We start from the raw sequence: 25,758 nt of genomic DNA, 5'->3' as shown, positions 1-25,758 counted from the left end.
GTTATGATTGCGGCCGCATCACTGCGGTCGGTGGATGACGTGCGCGGCCGCGCGTGCGCGCCGGTCCGACAGCCGTCGATAAATCATCGAGAACACCACGGGCACGAACACGAGCGTCGCGAGCGTGCCGATGGCGAGGCCGCCGATCACCGCGCGCCCGAGCGGCGCGTTCTGCTCGCCGCCTTCGCCGAGGCCGATCGCCATCGGCACCATGCCGATCACCATCGCGAGCGCCGTCATCAGCACGGGACGAAAGCGCGTGAAGCCTGCTTCGATCGCGGCACGCGTCGCGTCGCCATGTTCGAGCAGCTGCTCGCGCGCAAAGCTGATGACGAGAATCGAGTTCGCCGTCGCGATGCCGATACACATGATCGCGCCCGTCAACGCGGGAATCGACAGCGTGGTGTGCGTGAGGAACAGCATCCACACGATGCCCGCCAGCGCGCCCGGCAAGCCCGTTACGATGATGAACGGATCGAGCCACGACTGGAAATTCACGACGATCAGCAGATACACGAGCACGATCGCGAACACCAGGCCCGCAAACAGGCCGGAGAACGAATCGTTCATCGTCTGCACCTGGCCGCGCAGTTCGATCGTCGAGCCCTTCGGCAATTGCGCCTTGGTGTCGGCGATCGCTTTCCTGATGTCGTCGGAAACGGCGCCGAGATCGCGGCCATCGGCGGTGCCATAAATGTCGATCGTGGTCTGCGCGTTGTAGTGCGTGAGCACGGCGTTGCCCGACGTGCGCTGCATCGTCGAGAGCGCGCCGAGAATGTTCGTGTGGCCGTTCGCGTTCAGCGGAATGTTAGCGAGCGATTGCAGCGAATCCATCGTGTATTGCGGCGCTTCCGTAATCACGTTGTAGCTCACGCCGTTGCGCGGATTGAGCCAGAACGTCGGCGTCGTCTGCTGGCTGCCGGACAGCGTGATCAGCAGGTTGCTCGCGATGTCGCGTTGCGAGAAGCCCGCCTGTTGCGCGCGTGTGCGGTCGATGTCGACGAAGATGCGCGGCAGATCCGAAGGCTGTTGAATGCGCGCGTCGGCGAGGCCGGGTATTGCGCGCAGCTTGTCGAGCAGCATCGCGGCGAACGCGCGATTGCCCTGCACGTCACGCCCGACGATCTGAATGTCGATCGGCGACGGCATGCCGAAGTTCAACGTCTGACTGACGATGTCGGCGGGCAGGAACGCGAACTGCACGCCGGGGAATTCGTCGGTGAGCGTGTGGCGCAGCTTGCGTACGTAGCCGGCCGTCGGATGATGGTCCGGGTTCAGGCTGATCAGCACGTCGGCATCCGATGTGCCGATCGTGCCCGTGTTGCTGTACGACAGGTTGATACCGGATACGGGCAAGCCGATGTTGTCGATGATCGAATGCAGCTCGCCGGGCGGAATCAGCTGGCGAATGCGCGTGTCGACGCGATCCGTGACCACCGCCGTTTCCTCGACGCGCATGCCTGTTTTCGCGCGCAGATGGAGCGCGATCGTGCCGGCATCGACAGAAGGGAAGAAGTCGCGGCCAAGGAACGGCATCAGCAGAAGCGACAAGCCGCAGCACAACAGAAAGACCGTCACGAAGATACCGGGCCGCGCGACGCGCGCAACGAGAAAGTCGCGATAGCGTTCGCGCACATTCGCAAAGCCGCGCTCGAACGCGAGGTGAATGCGCATGAACGGATTGCGCGTGTTCGAATGATGGAAGTCGGCGGGCCGGTGGTGATAGCGCAGCAGGTACTTCGCGAGCGTCGGCACGAGCGTCCGCGAGAAGAAGTACGACGCGAGCATCGCGAACACGACGGCTTCGGCGAGCGGAATGAACAGGTAATGCGCGACGCCCGTCAGCAGGAACATCGGCACGAACACTATGCAGATCGACAGCGTGGACACAAGCGTCGGAATCGCGATCTGATGCGCGCCGTCGAGAATCGCCTGCTCGAGGTTCTTGCCCTGTTCGAGCTGATGACTGATGTTCTCGATTGCAACGGTCGCGTCGTCGACGAGAATGCCGACGGCGAGCGCAAGCCCGCCGAGCGTCATGATGTTGATCGTCTCGCCGAGCGCGGAGAGCGCGATGATCGACGTGATCATCGACAGCGGAATCGACACGGCGATGATCAGCGTCGCGCGCCAGTTGCCGAGGAACAGCAGGATCATCAGGCCCGTCAGGCACGCGGCAATGAGCGCCTCGCGCAGCACGCCCTGCACCGACGCGCGCACGAACAGCGACTGATCCGCGACGGGGTCGATGTTCAGCGACTCGGGCACGAGATTGTGCAGCGCCGGCATCATGTTCTTGATGCGATCGACGATTTCGAGCGTCGACGTGTTGCCGCTCTTGTTGATCGTCAGCAGAGAAGCGCGTTGCCCGTTCACGCGCACGATGTTCGTTTGCGGCTGATAACCGTCGCGCACATGCGCGACATCGCGGATATAGATCGTGCCGTTCGGCCCTGACTTGATGGGGATGTTGTTCAGGCCGGCGAGCGAGTCCGGACTCGAATTCATCTGCACCGAGTATTCGGTCGAACCGATTTTCGCGGTGCCTGTCGGCACGATCAGGTTTTGCGCGGTGATCGAGTTCACGACGTCCATCGGCGACAGGTTGCGCTCCTGAAGCTTGCGCGAGTCGATGTCGACCATGATCTGCCGCTGCTTGCCGCCATAAGGCAACGGCGCCGATGCGCCCGGGACCGTCGCGAGCTGCGTCTTCAGGAAGTTGTTACCGTAGTCGAACAGCTCTTGCTCGGTGAGCGATGGCGACGACAGCGAGAGCCGCAGAATCGGCACCGTCGATGCGTTGTAGCGCAGGATGAATGGCGGCGTGATGCCGGGCGGCAGTGAACGCAGTTGCGATTGCGACAGTGCGGTGACCTGAGCGAGCGCCTCGCTGATGTTCGCGTGCGGCTGGAAGAAGATCTTGACGACGGCGATGCCGTTAAGCGAAGTCGATTCGACGTGCTCGATATCGTTCACCGCGACGGAGAGCCCGCGCTCGTAGTTCAATACGATGCGCCGTTCCATCTCGTCGGCGGGCAGGCCGTTATATGTCCAGATGACGGACAACACCGGGATGTCGATGTTCGGGAAGATATCGGTAGGCGTGCGCAGGATCGTCAGCGGGCCGATGATCAGCAGCAACAGCGCGAGGACGACGAACGTGTAGGGGCGCCGCAGCGCGAGACGAACGATCCACATGAAAAGGTGCGGTCCGGTGAGGGCGGGGAGCGGCTGCTTCTGGTGGCAGCGAGCGTTGCGCGAACGGCAGCCCGGCCGGGCGTGCGCGACAGGAATATAACGCGTATCGTAGCTTACATCGACATTTTTGAGACGCGTGTGCGGCGCGGTTTATGATCACCCTGTTACGAGAGGTTACAGTCAGGGTTTCGTAAGTCGAATTGACCGAACGGCGGCCTCGCGAAGCGTTACTTTTCACTTTGCCAAAGTGCCCAAACAGGCAACAATGGACTCCGGTCCGCATCGGCGTGTCCGATGCGAAGGCCCGAGGAGCGCTTCGTTTTTCGAATCAGGTGCGCGTGCAACCTTTCGCATGTTGCGGCGCTTTTATCAGCACATTGACCGGCGCAGTCCCGAACAAGCCGGCAATAGGGAGGACGGGGAAATATCATGCAAGTCGGTTCTATTGTTCGATCCGTGCATATCGCTGTGCCACAAGGCGCGCGCGGAATCGTGATGCGCATCCTGGGCGACATGGCGATGGTGGCGTGGTACGCCGGCGAGCCCGGAACGTCGAAGCAACTGAACACGGAACCCTTTTTCCTCGAGGATCTGATCGATACGGGCGAATTCGTCCGCCCTGCAGGCGCGCAGATACATTGATCACAGGCGACTGCCTCACGACTTTTCATTTGTAGCGATGTGCGCCCGCGCCGGGCGCATGGCGCAGCGCGAGTGGCGCTCGTGCCTGTCTTGGCGCTCGTCTTTGCGCGCGGCACGGCGCACAATGCGGGCATGATCGAAGACACTCCATTTCCGCAGGACGGCCACGCCGTTCCCTTCGCCCGGCTCACGCCGGAAGTCGTGCTCGACGCGATCGATAGCGTGCTCGATACCATCGGCGTTCGCACCGACGGGCGCATGCTGCCGCTCAACAGTTACGAGAATCGCGTCTATCAGGTGGGCGTCGAGGACGGGCCGCCCGTCGTCGCGAAGTTCTACCGTCCCGAGCGCTGGACCGACGAAGCGATTCTCGAAGAACACGCGTTCGTCGCTGAACTGGCTGCGCGTGAAATTCCCGCCGTGCCAGCGCGTGCACTTGATGGCCGCACGCTGCACACGTTCGACGGTTTTCGCTTCTCCGTCTTCGACCGGCGTGGCGGCCGCGCGCCTGACCTCGATCGCAAAGACACGCTCGAATGGCTGGGTCGCTTTATCGGGCGCATTCACGCGGTCGGTCAAACGGCGAATTATGAGGCGCGTCCTGTGCTCGACATTCACACCTTCGGCTACGAGCCGCGCGAGTATCTGCTCGTGCAAGACTTCGTTCCCGCCGACGTGCGCGCCGCATGGAAAGCGGCTGTCAATCTCGCGCTGGAGGGCGTCGAGCGCGCATTCGAAGCGGCGGGCGACGTGCGGCGCATCCGCATGCACGGCGACTGCCATCCGAGCAACGTGCTGTGGACTGACGCCGGCCCGCATTTCGTCGATTTCGACGATAGCCGGATGGGCCCCGCCATTCAGGATCTGTGGCTGCTGCTGCCGGGCGAGCGGAAAGAAGCGTCGCGCGCGCTCACCGATCTGCTCGCGGGCTATGAAGACTTCTGCGAGTTCGATCAGCGCGAACTCCATCTGATCGAAGCGTTGCGGACGCTGAGGCTGATTCACTACTCAGCGTGGCTTGCGCGCCGTTGGGACGATCCCGCGTTTCCCGTCGCGTTTCCGTGGTTCAACACGCAGCGCTATTGGGAAGACCGCATTCTCGAATTGCGCGAGCAGATCGGCGCGATACAGGAAGGGCCGCTCTGGCCCGTGTGACTCGCGTACGCAATCCACGCGATTGAGAAAAACGCGTTTCTATGTAATGATAGTCATTCTCATCGGAAAGGCGCCGCCAGCTTTTTGTCATCATTCTCCTCGGTGATCGCCAGCCAGCCTTTCGGTGATCGCCCTGCTTTGTCCCGCGCATTCGCTGCCGCTGTCTGACGGACGGTAAGCGCATGTGCGCCGGGCATCCGTCTGTCCCGTCCGGAACGGCACTTCCCGTTTTCAATTGACCGCGTTGCCGCGCGCCGGCGACGTACGACCCGTTTTGCCAGGAGCCGACTTGAACGCGCCCGAATCGATCGAACTGAAGCCTGCCGCGCGTGCCGGCGTCATGCCTGCGAGCGCGTACCCGATGGACGCCGACGAACTCGCTGCGCGGCGCCAGCGCTCGCGACGCGCGAACTTCATCAAGTGGCTGCGCAAGGTGCACGGCTGGGTCGGGCTATGGGGCGCCGTGCTCGGCTTGCTGTTCGGCACGACGGGGTTTCTGCTGAATCATCGTGGAGGGCCGCTGAGAGTATCGTCGGGCGAGCCGCAGGTCGAGCAGCTGCAGATCGCTCTACCGCAGCATGGCTTCAAGTCGCCCGCCGATATGGCACGCTGGCTGAAGGACGAACTGCATATCGACGGCAAGCCGGGCAAGCCGCGCCGCGAGCAGGCGCATCCTGTCGCTTGGGGCGACCATAGCGCGGTGCAGCCGGAGTTCTGGCAGGTGGGCATTGCCGGTCCGCATCAGAACGTGCAGGCCGAGTACTGGGTAGGCAACGGCTTCGTGTCGGTGAAGCGCACGCAGAACTCGTTTCTGGGCACGATGAACAACCTGCACAAGGGCGTGGGAATGAGCATCGGCTGGGTGCTGCTTGTCGATACGATCGCGGGCAGTCTCATTCTGCTGTCGCTGACGGGTGTGCTGCTGTGGACGGAGTTGAACCGGCGTCGGACGGTAGGCGTTGTGCTGGTGCTCGGATCGATCGCGGCGGTTGTGGTGTGCGGGCTGATGTGACGAGTGGGCGCTTGTTTGTCGCGCCCGATCAATTGTCTTGAGCGGGTTCGCGCACAGGTTGGTCGAGTTGCGCGAAGTTGGTGATCTGCACCTCGCCTTCAGGAAAGCGCGCGATGATTTCAAGTTCGCCGCCGAGCGCACGAATATGATCGCGCAGCGTCGAAATGTACATATCCGTGCGCTGCTCGAGTTTCGCGATGCTCGGTTGCTTGATGTTGAGCCGCTTCGCGAGTGCGTCCTGTGACAAACCGCGTGCGTGACGCAGTTCGTGCAGCGGCATTTCGGCGCGGAGTTTGTTGGCCAATGCCTTTGCGCGAGCACGCGATTCAGGGGACATGCTTGCCCGCAGTTCTTCAAATTTTCTCGCCATCTCTGGTTTCTCCGTGCGCTAGTTGCAAGAGATGTAGCCGGTAAAGTATTTCCGCTCGCGGTACGTTCTGTTCATACCAACGGTCATGCCCTGTTTTGTCGCCGCCTGCGAGCAGAATCGCGACGCGCCTTGGGTCGAACGCATACAGCACGCGGTAGGGCCTGCCGCGATGTTGAATTCTCAACTCCCGCAGGTTGCCGAACTGCGAGCGAACGATCCGGCTCGAATGCGGGAAAGACAAAGCGGGACCGCATTCTTCCAGCAAGCGGACTGTCGCGTCGATGGATTCCTGTTCGGCCTCTCGCAACCCTTCCCACCAAGCCTGAAATGCATCGGTGTACTCAACGTCCCATGGCATCGAGAATATACCTCCGAGGGAATATTCCGTCAAGGGAATAATGACGGCTGCGGGCCTGTCGGGGCGCGAGCACGAAGCGCGCATCGGCAGTCCGCAAATATTCGATGCTAGGGATCAGGGAGGCCCAGCGACAGTCAGCCGAATGGCCGATGCAGGGCAAGAGAAATCGACCGCGAGCGACGCTTTATCTCGCGGCCGAACACGGCAAAAAACTAATGCGGAATGCTACAAGCCGCCCCACTGCTTGCCGCGATCTCACGCGCGGCCTTGGCGCCTTCGACTTGCAGTAACGTCGGCAGCGATACGCCGTTCTTCGCCGCCGTCACCTCCGCAAGAATCGACACGGCGATTTCAGGCGGCGTCCTGCTGCCGATATAAATCCCGACAGGTCCATGCAGCCGCGCGAGTTCGGTTTCGGTGAGATCGAACTCTTTCAGCCGTTCGCGCCGCGCGGCGTTATTGCGCCGCGAGCCCAACGCGCCGACGTAAAACGCCGGTGTTTTCAAGGCCTCCATCAATGCGAGATCGTCGAGCTTCGGATCATGCGTAAGCGCGATCACCGCGCAGCGCTCGTCGAGCTTCATGTCGAGCACGGTATCGTCGGGCATCGTGTGGACCACTTTCGTGCCCGGCACGTCCCATTCATCCGTGTACTCTTCGCGCGGATCGCATACCGTCACCTGATAATCGAGCCCCACCGCGATATTGCACAGATAGCGCGACAGTTGCCCCGCGCCGATCACGAGCATCCGGTAACGCGGGCCGTGTATCGTCAGCAGGCGTTTGTCGTTGAAGTCGACGCCATCGGTGGCCTGCGCTGAGTCAATATGCGCGACGCCCGTTTCCATATCGAGCGTGCGTGCAACGAGACGTCCCGCTTCCACGGTTTCGTACAGTTCGGCGATGCCGCTCGCTTTCGTTAGCGGCTCCAGCACGAGCTGGATCGTGCCGCCGCACGGCAGGCCGAAACGATGCGCCTCTTCCGCTGTGATGCCGTATTTCACCGCTTCGGGTTTCGTCTGCTCGATGCCGCGCTGACGCACGCGATCGATCAGATCGTCTTCGATACAGCCACCCGACACGGAGCCGACCACCGCGCCATCGTCGCGCACCGCGAGCATCGCGCCCTCGGGACGCGGCGACGAACCCCACGTCTTCACCACCGTCACGAGAAGCGCGCGATGTCCCTGCGCGAGCCAGCGCGCACTGCTCTTCAGGACTTCGAGATCCACGCTGTCCATGATTTCTTCCTCTTCGGTTCTTCGCTTTCGCTGCCGCTATTGCCGGCTTCTTCGCCGGCAGCGGCGTCATTCGCAGTGTCGCGCGAGTCGCCGGTTTCTGCTTGCGCGGCGCCACTTCCGCCCGTCACCTGCTCGCCGAAGCGTCTGAAGAACTCGCCGGCGAGCTTGCGCGCCGCGCCGTCGACGAGCCGCGAGCCGATCTGCGCGAGCTTGCCGCCGACCTGCGCGTGGGCCGTATAGGTGAGCTTCGTTGCGTCGTCGCCGTCGGGTTCGAGCGTCACGTGCGTCTGCCCTTTGCCGAAGCCGGCAGCGCCGCCCTGGCCTTCGAACACGATCGTATAGGTGTGAGGCGCGTCGATATCGGTGAGTTCCATGCGGCCCTTGAAGCGCGCTTTCACGGGACCGACGGCTGCGCTCAACGCGACCGCGTACGCGTTGTCGCCAGCGGGTTCGATGCTGTCGCAGCCGGGAATCGACGCGCGCAGGATCTCCGTATCGTTCAGCGCGTCCCATGCCTGCTGCTGCGGCACCGGCAGCGTGTAGGTTTCGGTCAACTCCATGACGTTGCTCCTCCAGATATCGCGGCGCGCGCGGCGTCGCGGGGCACGCGCGTCAATTGCGCGAGATCGCGGCCGAACGCAGCCAGGCTGTCGAGATTGTGGACAGGCTTATGGGCATCGACGTACGGCAACATCGCCTGGACGCCGCGCGCCTTCGGCGCAAACTCGCTGTACCGCAGCAGCGGATTGAGCCACACGATCCGATGCGCAAAGCGGCGCAAGCGGGCCATTTCTGCTTCCAGTACGTCAATCGCTTCGTGGTCGAGGCCGTCGGTGACGAGCAGCACGGTCGCTCTGCCTGTCAGCACTCTGCGTGCCCAGCGCCGGTTGAATTCCGCGAGCGCGGCACCGATCCGCGTACCGCCCGACCAGTCGACGACCTGATCCGCGAGCGCCGCAATCGCCACATCGGGATCGCGTTCCTTCAGCGCGCGCGTCGCGTTCGTGAGGCGCGTGCCGAACAGAAACACCTGCAAGCGTTCGCGCGATTGCAACAGCGCATGACAGAAGTAAAGCACGGCGCGCGAATAGCTGCTCATCGAGCCCGAAATGTCGAGCAGCAACACGAGCGGCGGCTTGCGTGCAACGACGGCGCGATACTTCCACACGGTCCAGTCGCCGCCCGCGCGCACCGCATGCCGCGCGCTCGCGCGCAGATCGGCATGCGTGCCGTGCGACGCCGCTTTCAATCGACGCGTCGGCTCCATCGCGAGCGGCAAACGCTGCGCGCGAATCAGATGGCGCAGTGTGCGCCACTCCTCCGCTGTGAGCGTGTCGAAATCGCGATGACGCAAGCGCTCTTCGGCGCTGAACGTCACGTGCGCGTGCAGTTCGAGCTTGTCCTTGTCGTCGGATTGCGCGGCCTGCTTGTGCTGGTTCGCGTGATGCACGGCGAGCGCATCGGCGAGCCGGTTGTTGCGCTTCGGCGGCGGCATGCCGCTCGTCACTTTGGGCAACAGCAGTGCGCGCAGCTTGCCTTCCCAATCGGGATCGCGCCAGAAGAGATCGAACGCGGCATTGAAGAGCTCGCGCTCGTCGGGCGCGCGCACGAGCAATGCAGCGAGCGCCGCGCGCACATCGTCGCGGCGGTCGAGATCGATGAAGTGCAGCGCTTCGAGTGCATCGACGGCTTGCGCCGGCGACATCGGCAGGCCCGCGCCGCGCAACAGCCGAACGAAGTGCACGACATTGCGCGCGAGCGTCGGTGAGCCGGTATCGCAGTCGGGCATCATCGACGCTACTCCGTTGCCTCGAGACATTGCTGGATCTGCGCGGCGTCGAAACGCGCTAGATCGTCCTGATACTTGAGCAGCACGCCCAGCGTGTTCTGCACCGATTGCGGATCGAGTTCCGTCACGCTGAGCGCTGCAAGCGCGCGGCACCAGTCGATCGTTTCGGCGATGCCGGGCGCCTTGAACAGATCCATCGCGCGCAGACGATGCACGAAATCGACGGCACGGCGTTGCAGCGCGTCGCCCGTCTCCGGCGCGCGCGCCGCGACGATCGCCAGTTCGCGTTCACGCTCGGGATAACCGATCCATTGATACAGACAACGGCGCTTCAGCGCGTCGTGTACTTCGCGCGTGCGGTTCGACGTCATCACGACGAGGGGCGGATGCTCGGCGCGCACCGTGCCGTATTCGGGAATCGATACCTGGAAGTCGGACAGCAGTTCGAGCAGGAACGCTTCGAACGGTTCGTCGGCGCGGTCGATCTCGTCGATCAGCAGCACGCGCCGTGCGCCCGGATGGTTTTCGTCGGGCAACAGCGCCTGCAGCAGCGGGCGCTTCAGCAAGAACTCGCCACGATAGAGCGTGCTGTTGTCGGGCTTTTCGCCGGCCGCTTCGGCGAGGCGCAACGCCATGATCTGCCGCGGATAGTCCCATTCGTACAACGCGCTCGCCGTATCGAGCCCTTCGTAGCATTGCAGCCGCAGCATCGACGTGCCGAGCATGCCTGCCGCCGCCTTCGCCAGTTCCGTCTTGCCGACGCCCGGCTCGCCTTCGACGAAGAGCGGCCGTTCCATGCGCAGCGCGAGATAGAGCGCGGTCGCGAGGTCGCGGCTCGCGTAGTAGCTCTGCGCGGTGAGCAGCGCGAGTGTTTCGTCGATTGAAGCTGGCTGCATGGCTCTCCCGGACGCGTCGGCTCACGTGGCTCAAAACAAACGACGCCGATAAACGAAATGGCCCGGACGCGCCGGGCCTCTGCATGCTCAAACGCTTTGCGGCATCGCTTGCCCGCTAGCCCAACGCCGTTCGCACCGCGCGCGCCGTCAGCACCGGTATCAGATGCGCGCGATATTCGGCGCTCGCGTGCAGATCGGTGTTGAGGTCGTCGGGTGCGATCGTCACGCCGCGCGCGGCTGCTTCGGTGAAGTTCGCGTTCAACGCGCTCTCCAACTCGGTCGAGCGGAACACCGATGGCGCGGCCCCCGTGATCGCGACGCGCACACCGCCCGCCGTCTTCGCGACGAACACGCCCGTCAGCGCGAAGTGCGATGCGGGATTCTTGAACTTCTCATACGCCGCTTTTTCCGGCACGGGAAACTCGACGGCGACGATCAGCTCATCGGCGTGCAACGCGGTCTCGTACATGCCGACGAAAAAGTCGGCAGCCGGAATGCTGCGCCGGTCCGTCACGACGGTTCCATCGAGTCCGAGCACGGCAGCGGGATAGTCCGCTGCCGGATCGTTGTTCGCGATCGATCCGCCGATCGTGCCGAGCGCGCGCACCTGCCGGTCGCCGATATCTCCCGCGAGAAGCGCGAGCGCGGGCAACACGCGCTGCACGTCCGCGTTGTTCGCCACGTCCGCATGACAGACGGCCGCGCCGATCGTCACCTTCTGCGGCTCGACGCGAATCTCCTTCAGCTGCGGAATGCGCGTGACGTCGATCAGCTTCGAAGGCTGCGCAAGACGCAGACGCATCGTCGGCAACAGGCTTTGCCCGCCCGCCAGAAACTTCGCCTCGCTGTCGGCGGTCAGTGCGGATACGGCGCTCTTCGGATCGGCTGCACGTTGATAATCGAATGAATACGAATACATGTTGGCCTCTGCTGTGAGCGCTTATGGACGTGCCTGCGCGTTTTGCGCAGCGTGGATCGCGGACCATACGCGATGCGGCGTGGCAGGCATCTGCAGGTCCTTGACGCCGAGCGGCGCGAGCGCGTCGATGATCGCGTTGATCACGGCGGGCGGCGAGCCGATCGCGCCCGCTTCGCCGCAGCCCTTCACGCCGAGCGGATTGTGTGTGCACGGCGTGCCTTTCGCGGTCTCGACGGTGAACGACGGCAGATCGGACGCGTGCGGCATCGCGTAGTCCATGTAGGAACCGGACAGCAACTGGCCGCTTTCGTTGTCGTACACGCAGCGCTCCAGCATCGCCTGGCCGATGCCCTGGCCGAGACCGCCATGCACCTGTCCTTCGACGATCATTGGATTGATCACGTTGCCGAAGTCGTCGACGGCCGTGAAGCGCTCGATGCGCGTCTCGCCCGTATCGACGTCCACTTCGACTTCGCAGATATACGCGCCCGACGGATACGTGAAGTTCGAGGGATCGTAGAACGCGCTTTCGTCGAGACCCGGTTCGAGCTTGTCGAGCGGGTAGTTGTGCGGCACATAAGCGGCGAGCGAGACGTCGGCGAATGTCTTCGTGCGGTCCGTGCCCGCGACGCGGAACGTGCCGTCCTTGAACTCGATGTCGTCGGCCGATGCTTCGAGCAGATGCGCGGCGATCTTCTTCGCCTTCGATTCGATCTTGTCGAGCGCCTTCATGATCGCCGAGCCGCCGACGGCAATCGAACGCGAGCCATACGTGCCCATGCCGAACGGAATGCGCCCCGTGTCGCCGTGCACGATTTCGATGTTGTCGAGCGGCACGCCGAGGCGGTCGGCCACGACTTGCGCGAACGTCGTCTCGTGGCCCTGGCCGTGACTGTGCGAGCCGGTGAAGACGGTGACGGAGCCGGTGGGGTGCACGCGCACTTCGCCTGCTTCGAAGAGGCCCGCACGCGCGCCGAGCGCGCCCGCGATGTTCGACGGCGCGAGGCCGCATGCTTCGATGTAGCACGAGTAGCCGAGGCCGCGGCGCTTGCCGTTCTTTTCCGATGCCTGCCGGCGCGCGTCGAAGCCTTTCACGTCCGCGAGTTCCAGCGCGCGGCTCAGGCACGTTTCGTAATCGCCCGTGTCGTAGGTGAGGCCGACGGGCGTCGCATACGGGAACGAGCGGATGAAATTGCGCCGGCGGATTTCGGCGGGCTCGATGTTCATTTCGCGCGCGGCCGTTTCGACGAGCCGTTCGACGACATACGTCGCTTCGGGGCGGCCCGCGCCGCGATACGCATCGACGGGCACCGTGTTCGTGAACACTGCTTTCACTTCGGCGTAGATCGCGGGCGTCGCGTACTGGCCTGCGAGCAGCGTCGCGTAGAGGATGGTCGGCACGCTGGAGGCGAACGTCGACAGATACGCGCCCATGTTCGCGATCGTATGCACGCGCATCGCGAGGAACTTGCCGTCGGCGTCCATCGCGAGTTCGGCTTTCGTCACGTGATCGCGGCCGTGCGCGTCCGAAAGAAACGCTTCGGAACGCTCGGCCGTCCACTTCACCGGACGGCGGATTTTCTTCGATGCCCACGTCAGCGCGACGTCTTCGGCGTAGAGGAAAATCTTCGAGCCGAAGCCGCCGCCGACATCCGGCGCGACCACCCGCACTTTCGATTCCGGCAGCGACAGCACGAACGCCGCCATCAACAGCCGTTCGACGTGCGGATTCTGATTCGCCACATAGACGGTGTAACTGTCGTCCTGCTGCGAGTAACTGGCGTTGACCGCGCGCGGTTCGATCGCGTTTGGAATGAGGCGGTTGTTGACGATGTCGAGCGTCGTCACGTGATGGGCTTTCGCGAACGCGGCATCCGTGGCCGCCTTGTCGCCGTGGCCCCATGTGTAGCAGGTGTTGTCGGGCACTTCGTCGTGCACGGCGGCCTGGCCGGGATCGGCGGCGTGCGCGGTGTCGACGACGGCGGGCAGCTCGTCGTAGATCACGTCGATCAGCTCGGCGGCGTCTTTCGCGGCTTTGATCGAATCGGCGATCACGAGCGCGACCTGGTCGCCGACGTGGCGCACTTTCGTATGCGCAATCACCGGGTGCGGCGGCTCGTTCATCGGCTTGCCGTCGACGCTGTGAATCAGCCAGCCGCACGGCAGCCCGCCGACATTTTCAGCGGCGAGATCGGCGCCCGTGAAGATCGCGACCACGCCGGGCGACTGCTTCGCCGCTTCGGTGTCGATGCTCTTGATGCGCGCGTGCGCATGCGGCGAGCGCAGGAACACGGCGTAGGTCTGACCGGGCAGAACGATGTCGTCGGTGTACTGGCCGTTGCCCGTCAGAAAGCGATAGTCTTCCTTGCGCTTGACGGGCATGCCCACCATGCGGGGCGTATCGGGTGCGTTCATGGCGGGCTCCTCAGGCGGTCGCGCCGGCTTTCATGCCGGCCGCGCCCTGAATGACAGCCTTGACGATGTTGTGATAGCCCGTGCAGCGGCACAGGTTGCCGACGAGCTGACGACGCACGTCGTCTTCCGTAATGTCCGGATTCGCTTCGGCGAGCGCGGTCGCGCTCATCACCATGCCCGGCGTGCAGAAGCCGCACTGCAGGCCGTGGCATTCGCGGAAAGCGGCTTGCATCGGATGCAGCTCGCCGTTCTTCGACAGTCCTTCGATGGTCGTGACCTGCTGGCCTTCGGCCTGCACGGCGAGCATGTTGCAGGACTTGATCGCGCGGCCGTTCAGATGAACCGTGCACGCGCCGCATTGCGCGGTGTCGCAGCCGACGTGCGTACCCGTCAGCCGCAACTGTTCGCGTAGAAACTGGACAAGCAGGGTGTGTGGCTCGACGCTCGCGGTGACGGGTGAACCGTTCACCGTCAGACTGATGCTGATCGCCATGAACTGTCTCCTTGGGGACGCCCTTGGAATGAGCCCCGGATGGGGCGAAACCGGCTCGGGCCCGCCTTCACTACCTACCGCCTGCCTGCTGTGAGGGTCCGGTTCGGTTGGTGCTTTTATCTTTGTGCCAAAAAGTAAAACACAAAAAAGGGTAGCAGGCTATGGGGCGAACCGCACAGGGAATGACAGATCGTTGAGGTTGAGAAGATGCTGCGGTGCACGTGCTTGCATTGCATTGCATTGCACTTGCGTTGTTGCGCTTGGGGTGTGGAACTTGCGCGGCACGCGTCCCGATTGACGCCTTGACGCCTGAAATGCAAAACGGCACGCCGCGCGTGCCGTTTCGTTCAATGCGCCTTTGTTATTGCTGTGGCGGCGCGAGTGTTTGCGATCAATGCTGACCGTGTGCCAGTTTCGAATGACGGCGCGAGTAGCCGAAGTACACGACCATACCGATCACGAGCCAGATCACGAACGCGATCCACGTGACGGCGCTCAGATTGACCATCAGGAACAGACACGACGCGACGGCGAGCACGGGCAAGACGGGCACGCCCGGGCAGCGGAACGCGCGCGGCAGGTTGGGATGCGTACGGCGCAGGACGAGCACGGCGATCGACACCATCGAGAACGCCGCGAGCGTGCCGATGTTGATCAGCTCGGCCAACACGTTGAGCGGCACGAGCGCGCCGATCAGACCGAAGACGATGCCGACGAGCCACGTCGTCGCGAACGGCGTCGCGAAGCGCGGATGCACTTTCGACAGCGCGGCCGGCAGCAGGCCGTCGCGCGACATCGCGAAGATCACGCGCGTCTGGCCATATGCCATCACGAGAATCACGGTCAGCATGCCGAGCACGGCGCCGAGATCGATGAAGCCCGCGACCCAGTTCTGCCCCGCGACCTGCAATGCGTACGACACCGGGTGCGAGACGTTCGCGAACTGCGCCGACGGCACGATGCCCGTCACGACGGCGGCCACGGCGACGTACAGCACCGCGCACACGCCGAGCGACGCAATGATGCCGATGGGCAGATCGCGCTTCGGGTTCTTCACCTCTTCCGCCGCCGACGACACCGAGTCGAAGCCGATGAACGCGAAGAACATCACGGCCGCCGCGCCGAATACGCCGTTCCAGCCGTTCGGCATGAACGGATGCCATTTTGCGGGCGTCACATGGAACGCGCCGACGGCGATCACCAGCAGCACGACCGTCACCTTGATCGCGACCATCAGGTTGTTCACGCGCGTCGATTCGCGCACGCCGACGGACAGCAGCGTCGTGATCGCCATCATCACGAGGAAGGCGGGCAGGTTGAAGAGCGTCTCGTGGCCGGGCAGCGCGCCGGGCGCCGCCGTCAGCGCGACGGACAGCGAAATGCCGAAGCCCGACAGCAGCGATTGCAGATAGCCGGACCAGCCGACCGACACTGCCGACGTCGCGAGGCCGTATTCGAGCATCAGATCCCAGCCGATGATCCACGCGGCCAGTTCGCCGAGCGTCGCGTATGAGTACGTATAGATCGAGCCGGCGACGGGAATCGTCGACGCGAATTCGGCGTAGGCGAGCGCCGCGAAGCCGCACGCGATGGCCGCGATGATGAACGACAGCATCAGCGCCGGGCCGGCCTGCACGGCGCCCGTGCCCGTCAGCACGAAGATGCCGGTGCCGATGATGGCGCCGACGCCGAGAAAGGTGAGATCGAGCGCGCCGAGCGCTTTTTTCAGGCCGGCGGCCTGTGCGCCGGCGATCATGTGCTCGACGTTCTTCTTACGAAAAAGGGACATCTGGCGGGGTCTCCTGTGAAGCACGCGTGTGGGGCGCGGCCAATGTCGGGGAAAACCCGCAATTTTAGCGGAAGTGGGCTGGCAAGCCCTTTATGGCGTGCAACGGGCGCGCGCGACTTGCGGTCGCGGCGCGGCGTCGCGCCGCATCGTGTCGCGTCGCCGCGCGATCGATCAGGCCGTCATCGCAGGGTTCAGATCGACGAGACGGTTGCTCATCACGTAGAAGGTCAGCTCGGCGTTGTTGCGCAGCTTCATCTTTTCGAGCAGCCGCGTGCGGTAGACGCTCACCGTCTTCACCGACAGCGACAGCGCAACCGCAATATCCGTCAGCCGTTTGCCCGATGCGAGCATGCACAGCGTCTGGTATTCGCGGTCCGAGAGCTTTTCGTGCGGCATCTGCTCACCGTCGTATGACACATAGTCGGCGAGCGCTTCCGCCATCGCGGGGCTCACGTACTTGCGGCCTGCCGCGACCTGCTGGATCGCGGCGATCATCTGCACGGTGTCGACCGTCTTCGACAGATAGCCTGCCGCGCCCGCCTTCAGCGCTCGCACCGCGTACTGATCCTCGCGATACATCGAAAACATCAGCACGGGGATGCGCGGCACCTTGCGCTTCAGGCGCTTCAACACCTCGACGCCATTCATGTCCGGCAGCGAGATGTCGAGCAGGATCACGTCGTACAGGTGCTTCGAGGCGTGTGCGAGCGCTTCGCCGCCCGTCTGCGCCTCGTCGACGTCATCGGCGACACCCCTGTCGATCAACAGCTGCCGCACGCCCTCGCGAACGACGGCGTGATCTTCGGCAATCAGAATGCGCAAGCTCATGAGGAAATACCGGTATTCACAGGCGGATTGCCGTGCGCCGCGCGCGCGGGCGCGACGCGTTGCCGAGTAGCGCTTTCCACGCGAAACGGGCCTGCACGCTGGTGCCGCGCGGCTGACCGGCGGGAGCGGCGGTAATGCGCAGCTCGCCGTCGAACGCATTGCAGCGCGCGCGCATGCCCGCGAGGCCGAACTGGCGCTCGTCGTGGCCTGCGTGCGGCGGAATGCCGATGCCGTCGTCGCTGACGACGATGCTCAGATGGGTGGAAGTGGATTCGATGCGCATGTCGGCGCCCGCCGCGCGCGCGTGTTTCGCGACGTTGTTGAGCGCTTCCTGCGCGACGCGGAACACGGCCAGCGACGCATCGGCGGAAAGGCGCGTGAGGCGCGCATCGGCGGCGCACACGAAGCTCATGCGCAGGCCCGTGCGTGCGGCGAAGCTGTGGGTCCAGTGCGACAGCGCGTTGACGATGCCTTTGTCGAGGGTCGGCGCGTGCAGGTCGGCGACGGCGTGCTGGGCGGCTTCCGTCACGGCGTCGAGTGAGCGCTGCGCCGTTGCGAGCGCGGCCGCGCATTGCGCCGGCGCGTCGACGGGCAGCCACGTTTCGATGCCGGCCAGCGCGAAGCGCGCGGCCGTCAGTTCGGCACCCACGCTGTCGTGCAGTTCGTGCGCGACCTGGCGGCGCGTGGCTTCCTGCGTGCGTGTCAGCTCGGCGGCCAGTTCTCGCACGCGCGCCTGCAGACGCGCGACGTCATCGCGCGATGACGCCAGCGTGGCGGGAGCAGACGGCTTGCGGGCGGCGCGGGAACGGCTCGCGAGACGGTCGGACGCACGCTGTTCCGGCTGCTGCGCGTCGCTCGCGAGCGCGGCCGTGCTGTGCGCGTGCATCGGGACGACGATCGACGTATCCATGGTCCTGCTCACGAAACGGATGGGCCGAAACGGCAGCCAGACACCGACGGCACATAGACGAAAGAACGCATGCGAACCCTGATCCCCAGATATGTCCGCCGCAGCACGATCCGCGACGGAAAAACGCTACGCCGTGACGTAACGAAATTTACATTCTGTAACAAAAACGACAGTTTTGTTAATAGTCTGTCAAATGGCGCTGCGTTTCGATCATATCTTAAAAAAAGAAAAAATGGCCGTCTATGGGGGCTCGCCGCGCATTTTTCACGCAGAGGATCAAGTCGGTGGCCTTTTGTGTCAGAAAAATACCTACACAGAAAATAGATCGATGGTCATGGAATTTGTAACCGCGTGTCCGACTGAGTGCCGGGCGGTGACGCGCGATCCACCAGCCGTTCGACGAGAGGAAAAGCGCGCGCCAAAAGAAAAACCGGAGCGCGAAGGCTCCGGTTTCGGGTGATGCGGCTCGCGCGGCCGCGACCAAGGGTCGCGCTGCGGCTGATACGGCTAAATGCTTAACCGACGAACGCCTTTTCGACGACGTAATGGCCAGGCGAGTTGTTGCTGCCTTCCTGGAAGCCCATGCTGTCGAGCAGTTCACGCGTGTCGCGCAGCATGTGCGGGCTGCCGCAGAGCATCACGCGGTCGTTTTCCAGCGAGAAGTGCGGCAGGTCGAGGTCGTCGAACAGCTTCTTCGTTTCGATCAGATCCGTGATGCGGCCACGGTTCGCAAACGCCTCGCGCGTGACGGTCGGGTAGTACACCAGCTTGTCGCGGATCAGTTCGCCGATGTGCTCGTGCGCCGGCAGGTGATCCGTGATGTATTCCTTGTACGCCAGTTCGTCGACGAAACGGCAGGTATGCGTCAGCACGACCTTTTCGTAGCGGTCATAAATGTCCGGGTCCTTGATGATCGACATGAACGGCGCCAGGCCCGTGCCCGTCGACAGCAGCCACAGCGTCTTGCCGGGCAGCAGGTTGTCGGCCATCAGCGTGCCCGTCGGCTTCTTGCCGATCAGCACCTGGTCACCGACCTTCAGGTGCTGCAGACGCGACGTCAGCGGACCGTCCTGCACCTTGATGCTCAGGAATTCGAGGTTCTCTTCGTAGTTCGCGCTCGCCATGCTGTAGGCGCGGATCAGCGGCTTGCCGTCGACTTCGAGGCCGACCATCGTGAACTGGCCATTCTCGAAGCGGAACGACGCATCGCGCGTGCAGGTGAAGCTGAAAAGCGTATCGGTCCAGTGATGGACGCTCAGGACGGTTTGTGGATTCAGGTTGCTCATGGCTTCTTCGATGGTGCGAAAACAAGGTCGGCCGCAACAAAAAGCGAGGCCGGCACGGCAAAGGCAATGCATCGTCCCGTGTCGCCAGCGACATGGGCATGACGCGTAATTCGCTATTTTACCGCGTCAGCACACCGGGCATTGCCGCGGCGGGTTGGGCGGTGAACCGGAGATCTGTCCAGCGCCGACGCGCCTGTCGTTCGGGCTGTCGTTCGATTTCGCCGGAACGGACGACTGCGGCGTGGCTGGCGCGCACTGCTGGGGTGGTACGGAACTGGGTCCTGTGCCCGGCTGCCGACCGTCGCGGGTGTTGCCCTTCGGGTCTCGCCCACCGCTTTGGGCATCGGACCACGCCCGCGTGACGGGCGCTTGCCTGTAGTCGCCGGATGACGGCGGCCGCTCCACAGGGCGCTGGTAAGCGCTATTTCGGGATAATACCGGAAACGGTTCACGCACCGCAGCATTGACCCTGCTGGCGAAGCTGGAACCCGCGACGCGGCGTGTGCCGTCAGCTTTCCGCTGCGAGCTTCGCGCCGAGCCCGACGAGCACCGCGCCGCACAGGCCGTCGATCGGCCGGCGCAGGCGTCGATAGCCGCGCTGCGTGCGCTCCGTCGCGAACATCAGCGCGACGCTGCTGTACCAGCTCGCCGACATCGTCGCGATCATCGCGAGCGCGACGCCGTAGAACCACGTCGGCGGATGAGCGGGAAACATCGTCGCGAACACGCTGGTCCAGAACGCGCAAGACTTCGGATTCGTCAGGCACGTGAGCAGCCCCGAGCGCCACGCGCGGAAATATGCGCCTCGGTCGCTCGCGGGCGGCGTCTCGACCACGGCGGTGGCGGCGTCGCCGAGCTTCGCGCTCGAACGCAGCAGCTTGAAGCCGAACCACACGAGATACACCGCGCCCGCGATGCGGATGCCGTTGTACAGCCAGTCGATCCGCTGTAGCACGGTGGCGAAGCCGAGCATTGCGAGCGAGGCCCAGATCGTCGATGCCGTGCCGACGCCCAGCGCCGACGCTGCGCCGAGTCCGCGCCGTCCCGCCAGCGACAGCTGCGTGATCATGAAGAAGTTGGGGCCGGGACTCACGAGCGCGACCAGATAGACGATGGCGATTTGCAGCAGGATCGGCAGGTAGTGATGCATGGCGACGATATACCGCACCGGGCGGCGGCGCGTTGGGCAAAAAGGGAATCGCGATCTTACTCTCGCCAACGCCCGTTTGAACGCCCGCGACGCACGGATTTCAACTCGCAGCCGGTCCTGCATCCGCGCCTGTTTCCGCGAGCGGGCGCTTGTGCGCGCGCTGCTTGAGCACGCGCGCTTGCAGCACGATCACGAGCAGCAGGAACACGCCGCGAATCACCGACTGCCAGTACGCCGACAGGCTGATGTAGCCGAGCCCGTTTTCGAAGTTCAGCAGGTTGAACACGAGGCCGAGCAGCAACACGCCCGCGATCGTCATCGCGATCGATCCTTCGCCGCCCGTCAGCAGCGTGCCGCCCAGCACGACGGCCGAGATCGCGAACAACTCCCAGCCGACGCCTTCATTCGGCTGCCCCGCGCCGAACTGCGCGGCGAGAATCACACCCGCCAGCCCCGCCAGCAAGCCGCTCACCGCATACACGGCGACCAGCGTGCGGTTCACGTTCAGGCCCATCAGCCGCGCCGCTTCCTCGCTGCCGCCGATCGCCAGCGAATGCCGGCCAAAGCGCGTGCTGCGCAGTGCGAGCCAGCCCGCGACGGCGGCGACGAGCGCGATGAGGCCGGGAATCGGCAGGCCGAACAGATCGCCCTGGCCGAAGTTGGCGAAGTTCGTATCCGACGAAACCGACACGGCGTCGTTCTTGCCGAGCAGCAGCGCGAGGCCGTGCGCGCCGAGGCTCGTCGCGAGCGTCGTGATGAACGGAAGGATCTTCATCCGCGTGATGATGACGCCGTTGATCACGCCGACCAGCAGTCCCGCACCCGCGCCCGCGAGCACCGCGATCCAGCCGCCGTACGGACTCGCGAGGGCCGACACGACGCTCGCCAGCGCGGCCACCGTGCCGACGGACAGATCGATGCCGCCCGTGATGATCACGAAGGCCATGCCGACGGAGATCAGCGCGAACATCGAGTTGTAGCGCCAGAAGGACATGATGTTGTACTCGGACGCAAAGTGCTCGTAGCGCACGAGGCCGAGTACGAGCAGCGCAACGAGCGCGATCAGGATGGGCAGGTTTTTTTTCATCGGATCGTGTTCTGCGAAATCGTTCGAAGTGCTTCAGCGCGAGCGCCGCTGCACGTACACGGCCGCGATGATGATGGCGGCCTTGACGACGAGCGCGGCCGCATCGGGAATGCCGTGCGCGAGCAGCGTGTAGCGCAGCAACTGGATGATCAGCGCGCCGATCAGCGTGCCGCCGATATACGCTTTGCCGCCCGTCAGCGCCGTGCCGCCGACCGCGACGGCGGCAATCGCGTCGAGTTCGATGCCGAGCCCGACGACGTTCGCATCCGACGACGAATTCACCGAAATCGAAATCAGCCCTGCGAGGCCCGAGAGCGCTGCGCACAGCGTGTACGCGATCATCTTCACGCGCGCGGTCGGCACGCCGCTCAGATACGCCGACTTTTCGTTGCCGCCCGTCACGAGCAGATACTGGCCGAACAGCGTCTTGCGCACGACCCACGCGAAGAACGCGACAAGCGCGAACATCAGCAGCACCTGGAACGGAATGCCCGCCACTTTGCCGAGCGCGATCCACTGAAACGCGGGATTGTTGAAGGCCTGAAGGTTGCCGTCGGTGACGACCTGCGCGATGCCGCGTCCGGCGATGAACAACACGAGTGTCGCGACGATCGGCTGCACGGCTAGCCGTGTCACGAGGAAGCCGTTGAACGCGCCGCAAAGCGCCGCGGCCAGAATGGGCAGCACGAACGCGAGCGCGATACCGGATGGACCGGCGATGTGCATGAAGAGCATCGGCGCGAGCGCGCCTGCAATCGCCATCGATGCGCCCACCGACAGATCGATGCCGCCCGTCGCCACAACCAGCGTCATGCCGATGCCGACGATCACGATCGTCACGACCTGTGTCAGATTGACGTTGAAGGTTTGCAGCGACCAGAAGTGCTGTGTGAACAGCAGATTGAAGACGAGCATCGCGAGCAGCACGACGATTTCGCGCTGAATCGCGAGACGCCGTTTTTTCTTTACCGTCGACGCACCCGGTTGCGAGGCGCCAGGCGCTGACGCGCTGGAGGCGAGCGGCGCGGCGCCGTTGCGCAGCGACTCATGAGCCATGGCGGTCGCCCTCCGGTGCATCGCCGATATGCGCGGACTGCGCCGCTTCGACCAGTTGCGACGTGCCCGCGCTGCCCCAGGCAATCGCATCCATGATTGCGGATTCGCTCATGTGCGCGCCGTCGAGTTCGGCGACTGTGCGTCCGTCGCGGATCACGACGGCGCGATCGGCGACGGCCGTCAGTTCTTCGAGTTCGGACGCGGACAGCAGCACCGCCATGCCTCCGTCGCGCAGCTCGCGCACGATCTTCGCAACATCGGCCTTCGCGCCGACGTCGATGCCGCGCGTCGGTTCGTCGAGCAACAGAAGCGACGGCCGCGCGGCGAGCCAGCGCGCGAGCAGCACTTTCTGCTGGTTGCCGCCCGACAGCTCGCGGATCGGCTGATCGGGCGAGCGCAGCTTGATGCCGAACGACGCGATGAAGCGCTCGACGATCGCCTGCTGCTTCTTCACATCGACGACGCCGTGCTTCGACAGCGTGCGCAAACAGACGAGCGTGAGGTTGTCGCGCACCGACAGGTCCGGCACGATGCCTTCCGCCTTGCGGTCTTCCGTGAGATACGCGAGACCGCGCGCGATCGCGTCCTGCGGAGACTTCAGCGCGACTGTCTGGCCGTTGATCGACAATGCGCCGCGCTCCGCCGGGTCCGCGCCGAACAGCAGGCGCATCGTCTCCGTGCGGCCGGAGCCGAGCAGGCCGGCGAGACCGACGGCTTCGCCCGCGTGCACGTCGAGCGACACGTCGCTCACTTTCGGATGCGCGGCGAGATGGCGCGCGGAAATCGCCTTGTCGCCGCGACGCGCGAGATTCGCTTCGCGCGTGGCGCTGTCGTCCTGCACGACGGCGGCGAGCGTGCGGCCGAGCATCGTCGTGACGAGCTGACGCTTGTCGATGTCCTTCATTGCGCTTTGCGCGACTGTTTGGCCGTCGCGCATCACCGTTACGCGGTCGCACAGCGCATACAGTTCGTCGAGACGATGCGACACGAAGATCACCGCGCGTCCGTCGTCGCGCAGCTTGCGCACGACGCTGAACAACAACCCGACTTCTCGTTCGTCGAGCGACGAAGTCGACTCGTCCATGATGACCATCTTCGCGTCCGACGAAACGGCGCGCGCGAGCGCAACCATCTGCTGAATCGCCGTCGAATAGCTGCGCGCGGGCTTTCTCACGTCGATCTGCAAGCCGAACGATTCGAGCAGCGCGGACGCGCGCCGCTGCACTTCGCGCCAGTCGATCAGACCGAAGCGGCGCGGCTCGCGTCCGAGAAAGATGTTTTCGGCAACCGAGCGGAACGGCACCAGGTTGATCTCCTGATAGATCGTGCTGATGCCCGCTTCGCGCGCTTCCTTTGGCGTGCGGAAGTCGATCTCGTGGCCCTCGAAGCGCACGCTGCCGCCCGAGCGCCGATAAGCGCCCGTGAGGATCTTGATCATCGTCGATTTGCCCGCGCCGTTCTGGCCGATCAGCGCATGCACTTCGCCGGCCGCGACGGTGAGATTCGCGCCGCGCAACGCCGGCACGCCGCCGAACGAAATGTCGATGCCCTGCATGTCGAGCAGGGGCGCGCGGTCGGAAGATTGCGGAGTGTCGGAATGCGCGTCGGCTTGCGTCACATACGTCTCCTTATGTGTCGACGGGAGTTAGCGCTTTAGCGCTTGCTCCCGTCCCATGCAGAGCGGTCGACCAGAGTTGGCGCTTTGGCGTCTACTCCCGTCCCATGCAGAGCGATCGACTGGAGTCGGCGCTTTAGCGCTTGCTCCCGTCCCATGGAAGGCGGTCGACCAGAGTTGGCACTCTAGCGCCGTACTCCTGTCCCATGCCCAGCAGTCGACCAGAGCCGGCGTTTCGACCGATGCCTGCGCTGCGCGGGCCTCACCGTAGTGGTCACGCACAGCGCCGCGCAACGTTGAACGGCCGCTCGTCGGGCCGCGACGTCCATGGTACCGCCCGACAAAGCGAAGCGACGGCCCGTCGACCGCGAAAACGCGCGCAACGGACACGTCGCTTCGAACCCTTCCCGTCAGCGGGGCGCGCGTGCGCCTCGATGAGGCCCTGCCTGTCCGGCTCGCTGCGCGCCTTGCTGCGTGAATCGAGGCGCGCGCGGCCGGGTCACTGCTCAATAAGCGGCAGCCGCTCATTAAACCCGCTCAGTAACCGTACTGCATGCTTTCCTGAACGTTGCCCTTGTCGTAGAAGCGGTCCGACACCTTGACCCACGTCGGAATCTTTTCGCCCTTCGCAAAGCGCTGCGCGACGTCGCACGCGAGCGGGCCGAAGAACGGGCTCGACTGCACGCTCGCGCCGAGTTCGCCGGCGGCAATCGCGTCGAGGCCGCCCTTCGTGCCGTCGATGGTCACGATCTGGATGTCCTTGCCCGGCTGCTTGCCGGCCGCCTTGATCGCGGCGATCGCGCCAAGCGCCATTTCGTCGTTGTGCGCGTAGACGGCCGTCACGTCCGGGTGCGCCTGCAACAGCGTTTCCATCACCTGACGCCCTTTGTCGCGCGCGAAGTCGCCGCTTTGCGACGCGATGATCGACATGCCCGACTGCTTCGCGATCACTTCGTCGAAGCCCTTCTTGCGGTCGTTCGCGGCGGAAGCGCCCGTCGTGCCTTCGAGCTCGATGATCTTTGCCTTGCCCCCCGTCGCCTTGATAAGCCAGTCGGCGGCGCGGTGGCCCTGGTCGATGAAGTCCGAGCCGATGAACGTGATGTAGTCGCGGCCCGCCTTCGCGACCGACTGATCGACGTTGCGGTCGACGAGAATCACGGGAATGCCCGCCTTTTTCGCCTGCAGCACGACGGGCGCGAGCGGCTTCTCTTCGCGCGGCGGGAACACGAGCAGATCGACGTGCTGCGCGATCATGCTCTGAATGTCGGAGACCTGCTTCGAGTTCGACCCGTTCGCGTCGGTCATCACGAGCTGCCAGCCGCACTTCGCGGCGATCTCCTTGAAGCTTTTCGTTTCGGCGAGACGCCACGGATTGTTGCTCTCCGTCTGCGCGAAGCCGACTTTCAGCGGCGTTTTGGTGACGAGCTTCGGCAGGTCGTCGGCCTGTGCCGACGCGACGCCGAAACCCAGCGCGACTGCCACGAGCGATGCGGCGAGCGGCCGAAGCCGTTGCCGGCGCGAATCCCGATTGTGCGACGCCATGTCTTCC

The 25,758-nt window shown here is 64.3% G+C and carries 23 protein-coding genes; 4 read left to right on the top strand and 19 right to left on the bottom strand.

Annotated features, from left to right (window positions below):
- Positions 1-18: 18 nt before the first annotated feature.
- Positions 19-3,198: an efflux RND transporter permease subunit gene (locus tag GCT13_RS18775; RefSeq protein WP_152760405.1), complete on the bottom strand. Its 3,180-nt coding sequence runs from the start codon at positions 3,196-3,198 to the stop codon at positions 19-21.
- Between the two features lie 429 nt (positions 3,199-3,627).
- Here GCT13_RS18775 and GCT13_RS18770 point away from each other — a divergent pair, with 429 nt between their 5' ends.
- The 3 genes from GCT13_RS18770 (at position 3,628) to GCT13_RS18760 (ending at position 6,007) form a co-directional block, all read left to right on the top strand.
- Positions 3,628-3,840, top strand: coding sequence for a hypothetical protein (locus GCT13_RS18770; protein ID WP_087732196.1), 213 nt, complete (start codon positions 3,628-3,630; stop codon positions 3,838-3,840).
- A gap of 132 nt (positions 3,841-3,972) precedes the next feature.
- A complete protein-coding gene (locus GCT13_RS18765; protein ID WP_152760575.1) occupies positions 3,973-4,995 on the top strand; it encodes a serine/threonine protein kinase in 1,023 nt (340 codons plus the stop codon).
- A 289-nt stretch (positions 4,996-5,284) separates the two neighbouring features.
- The gene (locus GCT13_RS18760; RefSeq protein ID WP_152760403.1) at positions 5,285-6,007 is read left to right on the top strand and encodes a PepSY-associated TM helix domain-containing protein; all 723 of its coding nucleotides are present in this window, start codon (positions 5,285-5,287) and stop codon (positions 6,005-6,007) included.
- Positions 6,008-6,035: 28 nt separating this feature from the next.
- On the opposite strand, the gene GCT13_RS18755 is transcribed toward GCT13_RS18760, so the two are convergent.
- The 12 genes from GCT13_RS18755 to GCT13_RS18700 form a co-directional block, all read right to left on the bottom strand.
- Positions 6,036-6,377 (bottom strand): XRE family transcriptional regulator, encoded by a 342-nt coding sequence (locus GCT13_RS18755; RefSeq protein WP_152760401.1) that lies wholly within the window; start codon positions 6,375-6,377, stop codon positions 6,036-6,038.
- Positions 6,361-6,735 carry a type II toxin-antitoxin system RelE/ParE family toxin gene (locus GCT13_RS18750; RefSeq protein ID WP_152760399.1) on the bottom strand — a complete coding sequence of 125 codons (375 nt, stop codon included), beginning with the start codon at positions 6,733-6,735 and terminating at the stop codon, positions 6,361-6,363. The genes GCT13_RS18755 and GCT13_RS18750 overlap by 17 nt, the downstream gene beginning before the upstream one ends.
- Positions 6,736-6,947: 212 nt before the next feature.
- Positions 6,948-7,976, bottom strand: coding sequence for an XdhC family protein (locus tag GCT13_RS18745; RefSeq protein WP_152760397.1), 1,029 nt, complete (start codon positions 7,974-7,976; stop codon positions 6,948-6,950).
- Positions 7,949-8,536, bottom strand: coding sequence for a CoxG family protein (locus tag GCT13_RS18740; protein ID WP_152760396.1), 588 nt, complete (start codon positions 8,534-8,536; stop codon positions 7,949-7,951). The genes GCT13_RS18745 and GCT13_RS18740 overlap by 28 nt, the downstream gene beginning before the upstream one ends.
- The gene (locus GCT13_RS18735) at positions 8,527-9,795 is read right to left on the bottom strand and encodes a vWA domain-containing protein (RefSeq protein WP_407670816.1); all 1,269 of its coding nucleotides are present in this window, start codon (positions 9,793-9,795) and stop codon (positions 8,527-8,529) included. The genes GCT13_RS18740 and GCT13_RS18735 overlap by 10 nt, the downstream gene beginning before the upstream one ends.
- Positions 9,774-10,661, bottom strand: coding sequence for an AAA family ATPase (locus tag GCT13_RS18730; protein ID WP_152760394.1), 888 nt, complete (start codon positions 10,659-10,661; stop codon positions 9,774-9,776). Before GCT13_RS18730 ends, GCT13_RS18735 begins: the two co-directional genes overlap by 22 nt.
- 115 nt (positions 10,662-10,776) lie before the next feature.
- A complete protein-coding gene (locus tag GCT13_RS18725) occupies positions 10,777-11,580 on the bottom strand; it encodes an FAD binding domain-containing protein (RefSeq protein WP_152760392.1) in 804 nt (267 codons plus the stop codon).
- 21 nt (positions 11,581-11,601) lie between these two features.
- Positions 11,602-13,995 (bottom strand): xanthine dehydrogenase family protein molybdopterin-binding subunit, encoded by a 2,394-nt coding sequence (locus GCT13_RS18720; RefSeq protein ID WP_152760390.1) that lies wholly within the window; start codon positions 13,993-13,995, stop codon positions 11,602-11,604.
- 10 nt (positions 13,996-14,005) lie between these two features.
- Positions 14,006-14,488 (bottom strand): (2Fe-2S)-binding protein, encoded by a 483-nt coding sequence (locus GCT13_RS18715; RefSeq protein WP_152760388.1) that lies wholly within the window; start codon positions 14,486-14,488, stop codon positions 14,006-14,008.
- A gap of 391 nt (positions 14,489-14,879) precedes the next feature.
- Entirely contained in the window at positions 14,880-16,277 is a 1,398-nt protein-coding gene (locus GCT13_RS18710; RefSeq protein WP_152760386.1) for an amino acid permease, read from the bottom strand.
- Positions 16,278-16,448: 171 nt separating this feature from the next.
- Complete coding sequence (gene rqpR / locus GCT13_RS18705) at positions 16,449-17,105, bottom strand: response regulator transcription factor RqpR (RefSeq protein WP_152760384.1); 657 nt, start codon at positions 17,103-17,105, stop codon at positions 16,449-16,451.
- A 16-nt stretch (positions 17,106-17,121) separates the two neighbouring features.
- Complete coding sequence (locus GCT13_RS18700; RefSeq protein WP_152760383.1) at positions 17,122-18,015, bottom strand: sensor histidine kinase; 894 nt, start codon at positions 18,013-18,015, stop codon at positions 17,122-17,124.
- A 193-nt stretch (positions 18,016-18,208) separates the two neighbouring features.
- Between GCT13_RS18700 and GCT13_RS18695 the strand changes: the two genes are divergently transcribed.
- Entirely contained in the window at positions 18,209-18,475 is a 267-nt protein-coding gene (locus GCT13_RS18695; protein WP_152760380.1) for a hypothetical protein, read from the top strand.
- 55 nt (positions 18,476-18,530) lie between these two features.
- Here GCT13_RS18695 and GCT13_RS18690 read toward each other — a convergent pair whose 3' ends face one another.
- The 6 genes from GCT13_RS18690 to GCT13_RS18665 form a co-directional block, all read right to left on the bottom strand.
- Positions 18,531-19,301 (bottom strand): ferredoxin--NADP reductase, encoded by a 771-nt coding sequence (locus GCT13_RS18690; protein ID WP_087732182.1) that lies wholly within the window; start codon positions 19,299-19,301, stop codon positions 18,531-18,533.
- 508 nt (positions 19,302-19,809) lie between these two features.
- Complete coding sequence (locus tag GCT13_RS18685) at positions 19,810-20,451, bottom strand: LysE family translocator (RefSeq protein WP_152760378.1); 642 nt, start codon at positions 20,449-20,451, stop codon at positions 19,810-19,812.
- A 100-nt stretch (positions 20,452-20,551) separates the two neighbouring features.
- Complete coding sequence (locus GCT13_RS18680; protein WP_152760376.1) at positions 20,552-21,538, bottom strand: ABC transporter permease; 987 nt, start codon at positions 21,536-21,538, stop codon at positions 20,552-20,554.
- A gap of 33 nt (positions 21,539-21,571) precedes the next feature.
- A complete protein-coding gene (locus GCT13_RS18675; protein WP_152760374.1) occupies positions 21,572-22,594 on the bottom strand; it encodes an ABC transporter permease in 1,023 nt (340 codons plus the stop codon).
- The gene (locus GCT13_RS18670) at positions 22,584-24,149 is read right to left on the bottom strand and encodes a sugar ABC transporter ATP-binding protein (RefSeq protein ID WP_152760571.1); all 1,566 of its coding nucleotides are present in this window, start codon (positions 24,147-24,149) and stop codon (positions 22,584-22,586) included. The genes GCT13_RS18675 and GCT13_RS18670 overlap by 11 nt, the downstream gene beginning before the upstream one ends.
- Positions 24,150-24,746: 597 nt before the next feature.
- On the bottom strand, positions 24,747-25,751 hold the full coding sequence (locus tag GCT13_RS18665) for an ABC transporter substrate-binding protein (protein WP_152760372.1): 1,005 nt from the start codon (positions 25,749-25,751) through the stop codon (positions 24,747-24,749).
- Positions 25,752-25,758 lie beyond the last annotated feature (7 nt).

Source organism: Paraburkholderia franconis (assembly GCF_009362735.1).
GTDB classification, from domain to species: domain Bacteria; phylum Pseudomonadota; class Gammaproteobacteria; order Burkholderiales; family Burkholderiaceae; genus Paraburkholderia; species Paraburkholderia franconis.
The sequence above is the reverse complement of the archived record's forward strand: the minus strand, read 5'-3'. Positions and strand labels throughout refer to the sequence as shown.

Coding starts and splice junctions, on each gene's coding strand:
- GCT13_RS18775 (WP_152760405.1), bottom strand. CDS start 3,198: ATGTGGATCGTTCGTCTCGCGCTGCGGCGCCCCTACACGTTCGTCGTC.
- GCT13_RS18770 (WP_087732196.1), top strand. CDS start 3,628: ATGCAAGTCGGTTCTATTGTTCGATCCGTGCATATCGCTGTGCCACAA.
- GCT13_RS18765 (WP_152760575.1), top strand. CDS start 3,973: ATGATCGAAGACACTCCATTTCCGCAGGACGGCCACGCCGTTCCCTTC.
- GCT13_RS18755 (WP_152760401.1), bottom strand. CDS start 6,377: ATGGCGAGAAAATTTGAAGAACTGCGGGCAAGCATGTCCCCTGAATCG.
- GCT13_RS18750 (WP_152760399.1), bottom strand. CDS start 6,735: ATGCCATGGGACGTTGAGTACACCGATGCATTTCAGGCTTGGTGGGAA.
- GCT13_RS18745 (WP_152760397.1), bottom strand. CDS start 7,976: ATGGACAGCGTGGATCTCGAAGTCCTGAAGAGCAGTGCGCGCTGGCTC.
- GCT13_RS18740 (WP_152760396.1), bottom strand. CDS start 8,536: ATGGAGTTGACCGAAACCTACACGCTGCCGGTGCCGCAGCAGCAGGCA.
- GCT13_RS18735 (WP_407670816.1), bottom strand. CDS start 9,795: ATGTCTCGAGGCAACGGAGTAGCGTCGATGATGCCCGACTGCGATACC.
- GCT13_RS18730 (WP_152760394.1), bottom strand. CDS start 10,661: ATGCAGCCAGCTTCAATCGACGAAACACTCGCGCTGCTCACCGCGCAG.
- GCT13_RS18725 (WP_152760392.1), bottom strand. CDS start 11,580: ATGTATTCGTATTCATTCGATTATCAACGTGCAGCCGATCCGAAGAGC.
- GCT13_RS18720 (WP_152760390.1), bottom strand. CDS start 13,995: ATGAACGCACCCGATACGCCCCGCATGGTGGGCATGCCCGTCAAGCGC.
- GCT13_RS18715 (WP_152760388.1), bottom strand. CDS start 14,488: ATGGCGATCAGCATCAGTCTGACGGTGAACGGTTCACCCGTCACCGCG.
- GCT13_RS18710 (WP_152760386.1), bottom strand. CDS start 16,277: ATGTCCCTTTTTCGTAAGAAGAACGTCGAGCACATGATCGCCGGCGCA.
- rqpR (WP_152760384.1), bottom strand. CDS start 17,105: ATGAGCTTGCGCATTCTGATTGCCGAAGATCACGCCGTCGTTCGCGAG.
- GCT13_RS18700 (WP_152760383.1), bottom strand. CDS start 18,015: ATGGATACGTCGATCGTCGTCCCGATGCACGCGCACAGCACGGCCGCG.
- GCT13_RS18695 (WP_152760380.1), top strand. CDS start 18,209: ATGGCGCTGCGTTTCGATCATATCTTAAAAAAAGAAAAAATGGCCGTC.
- GCT13_RS18690 (WP_087732182.1), bottom strand. CDS start 19,301: ATGAGCAACCTGAATCCACAAACCGTCCTGAGCGTCCATCACTGGACC.
- GCT13_RS18685 (WP_152760378.1), bottom strand. CDS start 20,451: ATGCATCACTACCTGCCGATCCTGCTGCAAATCGCCATCGTCTATCTG.
- GCT13_RS18680 (WP_152760376.1), bottom strand. CDS start 21,538: ATGAAAAAAAACCTGCCCATCCTGATCGCGCTCGTTGCGCTGCTCGTA.
- GCT13_RS18675 (WP_152760374.1), bottom strand. CDS start 22,594: ATGGCTCATGAGTCGCTGCGCAACGGCGCCGCGCCGCTCGCCTCCAGC.
- GCT13_RS18670 (WP_152760571.1), bottom strand. CDS start 24,149: ATGCAGGGCATCGACATTTCGTTCGGCGGCGTGCCGGCGTTGCGCGGC.
- GCT13_RS18665 (WP_152760372.1), bottom strand. CDS start 25,751: ATGGCGTCGCACAATCGGGATTCGCGCCGGCAACGGCTTCGGCCGCTC.